Below are 1,400 nucleotides of genomic sequence, written 5' to 3' on the forward strand. Positions count from 1 at the left end.
TGTTGTTCGCCGCATCAACCTTGGGTTGTGGTGTCACGGCTGTCAGATCGTAAGGGTAGTAACCATCAAACGTATCGAAAGGGTTCTCGGCGACGTTTTGTTGATCGAATGGGGTGGCATTAAGCACAGCATCTAAATCGAGAGAGCTCGAGCCATCCAACGCCGATGTTGTGAGCGCCTGCTTCACCTCAATTAACGACGTACGTTCACCATAGTGATGTTGGCTTTTTCTTTTATCGACAGGAGAGCTGTTTAAAGAGCTGGCCGCAGACGCCATGTTGCTCTCGTCACTTAACAAGTAAACGCCCAATAAACCGGCGCCGATCGCGCCGATAATCCACAGTTTCTTGGTCATGATTTATGCGTGTGCCATTCTTGATTGCAGCCAGCTGCGTGAGAACTTGAGGTCTTTTTCGATCAGGCTTGCGCTGCACTCTAGCAGTTCGCTGATCTCCTGGTTCTTCATGCCCATCAAGTATTTGAGTTTTAAGGCGCTCGATTGACGTGGGTAGCGTGTGCTAAAGCTATCTAAGGCTTTGTCCATGATGATCAACTGCTCAAAGCGGTCTTCTTCGTCCTTCATCAATGTGATGTGTTGGCGTTTTTGCGCTTGGTGTGAGCGAGCGTTGTCGATCAATATTTGGCGCATGACTTTAGCTGCCATTAAGAAAAAATCACGCTTGGTGGCGATTTCACTCATGTCGCAGTTTGACATCTTTAGGTAAGCATCATGAATCAATGCGGTGGTGCTGTTGACGCTGTCTGCCAATACCATGTTGTCGGTGCCGTATTTTTCGGCGTTGCGCTCACGTTCTTGTTGGGCGATTTTACGCAGTTGCAAATAGGCGAATTGGTACAGCTCGCTTTCGGCTTGTTTATTACCAGACTGCCACTGCTGAATAATGTGGGTTAGGGCTGAAGTCGTTGCCATGGTTATACCTCCTCGCTCACTTTGACAAATTCAGAAATCGTATGCGTTTCAATATGATCAGAACCATCTCGGTTACGACTAACGTTCTGTTGGTAGCGATACAAAATGCCTTGCTCCCAGTTGGCTCCCGCCGGTAAGTATTCCCAAGTGGTGTAGTTGATTTCTGCCGGAGTGGTTGACCAGCGCACCATGATGTTCATTTGCGCCAAATTGGCTTTCGGTTCGTCATTGTTTACCCACCACATATCGGCAAACTCGCGGGTGACATCTTGGGTGTATAGGCTTGCATCGGTTGGGCAGGTCTCGGCGCTGCGTGGCAATCGCATCACTTGTTGGTGGCGCATTAACAGACACGATTGTGTCATGGATTGCTGGTGGTATTGGGTTTGCTGCCACACGCCGAGGTAGTCGATGTCGTGCTCGCTGGTGTTAGGGTAGGAAAACCACAGCATTTCAGTGCGGTTGCTGT

At 49.2% G+C, this 1,400-nt stretch carries 1 protein-coding gene and 2 pseudogenes; all 3 read right to left on the reverse strand.

Annotated elements, in window-relative coordinates; genetic code table 11:
- Positions 1-355, reverse strand: a pseudogene (locus tag R7Z77_RS23920) (hypothetical protein); the annotation flags it as partial.
- A 3-nt stretch (positions 356-358) separates the two neighbouring features.
- The gene (locus tag R7Z77_RS23925) at positions 359-931 is read right to left on the reverse strand and encodes a sigma-70 family RNA polymerase sigma factor (RefSeq protein WP_005455178.1); all 573 of its coding nucleotides are present in this window, start codon (positions 929-931) and stop codon (positions 359-361) included.
- A 2-nt stretch (positions 932-933) separates the two neighbouring features.
- Positions 934-1,400: pseudogene (locus R7Z77_RS23930) on the reverse strand (chromosome partitioning protein ParA); the annotation flags it as partial.

It is taken from the genome of Vibrio sp. 1401, from assembly GCF_033340295.1.